This window comes from Pseudoxanthomonas koreensis (genome assembly GCF_010093225.1).
Taxonomy (GTDB): domain Bacteria; phylum Pseudomonadota; class Gammaproteobacteria; order Xanthomonadales; family Xanthomonadaceae; genus Pseudoxanthomonas; species Pseudoxanthomonas koreensis.
On record NZ_PDWM01000079.1, the window covers coordinates 1 to 1,253 of the forward strand.

General features: G+C 68.3%; 1 protein-coding gene. It reads right to left on the reverse strand.

From position 1 onward, the window contains the following. Positions 1 to 166 precede the first annotated feature (166 nt). Positions 167 to 1,207 carry an IS5 family transposase gene (locus CSC64_RS13770; protein ID WP_425501738.1) on the reverse strand — a complete coding sequence of 347 codons (1,041 nt, stop codon included), beginning with the start codon at positions 1,205 to 1,207 and terminating at the stop codon, positions 167 to 169. Positions 1,208 to 1,253: the final 46 nt, after the last annotated feature.

Below are 1,253 nucleotides of genomic sequence, written 5' to 3' on the forward strand. Positions count from 1 at the left end.
GGGAACCTCGAACAACCCCGTTTTGCACTTCGCGGGGCGTTCCAGGCACGTGGGGTCACTGCGTGCGGGCAGTGCGAAGGGAAGTTGGAGGTCATCCACGCCCCCAGCGTGGTCCCGCCAAGGGCTTTTTACGCCTCCGGCGGCGCAGCCGCCGGGCGCTGCGGCCTCAGGCCGGCACGATCCGGCGCTGCTGCAGCCGCGCCAGGTGCATCAGGTTGTGCGCGATCACCTTCAGCCCGATCACCGTCCTGGCCCGCGCCAGGCCGATCGTGCGCAGGCACTTGCCTCCCATCTGCGCCAGCCGCGCAAAGGGGTGTTCGCCATAAGCCCGCTGGCGGGCGATCCGGCGGTTGCGCCGCTGCTGCACCGCGCTGAGCGGCCGACCCGCCTCACCCTTGCGCTGGATCCGGTCCCGATACCCCGCCGCCCGCAGCGCCTGCTCGCGCGCCGCCTTGGCATAGCCCCGGTCGGCGTATACATCCCGACACGTGTTGCTCCCGTCCAGGATCTGCTCGAACACCGTGGTGTCATTGGCCGAAGCCGTGGTCACCTCCATGCAGCGGATGAAGCCCCAGCGCCGGTCCGTGTTGGCATGCAGCTTGTAGCCGAAGTACGACTTGCCGTGCTTGCGCGTCCAGCGCGCATCCACGTCCTTCTGCGCACGCTTGGCATCGCTCCAGTCCTGCGGCACATCGTCCTGCTTGATCGCCTCGTTGTCCGCCTTCGGGTTGCGCTGCACCGGCACGGTCACGATGCTCGCATCGATGATCTGGCCGCCGCGTGCGATGAAGCCCGAGGCCGACAGCTGCCGGCCCACCGCTTCGCTGATATCCCCGATCAGGTCCTGCTTCTTCAGGCGCTCCCGCCACACCCATAGCGTCTTGGCGTCCGGCACCCGGCCGCTGTGCTCCAGGCCCGCGAACCGCTGGAAGCTGGACCGGTCCAGCAACTGGTACTCCAGTGCCTCGTCGGACAGGTTGTACAGCTGCTGCAGCACCAGCAGCCGGATCATCAGCTCGGTCCGATACGGCGGGCGGCCCCCGCGCTTACCCCCGCCGATCACCAGCTTGGCGTCCACCGCCCGGGCCAGCGCAGCAAAGTCGATGTGCCGGTCCAGCACCTGCAGCGGATCGCCCAGCCGCTCACGCTTGGCCTTGCGCTCGTCCCCGGCAAACAGGCTGATCATCGGTATGGACCTCGGTGCGATGCGAGGTGCTCAGGATACGGGGTGACGGGGGTTTTTAGAGGTGCCC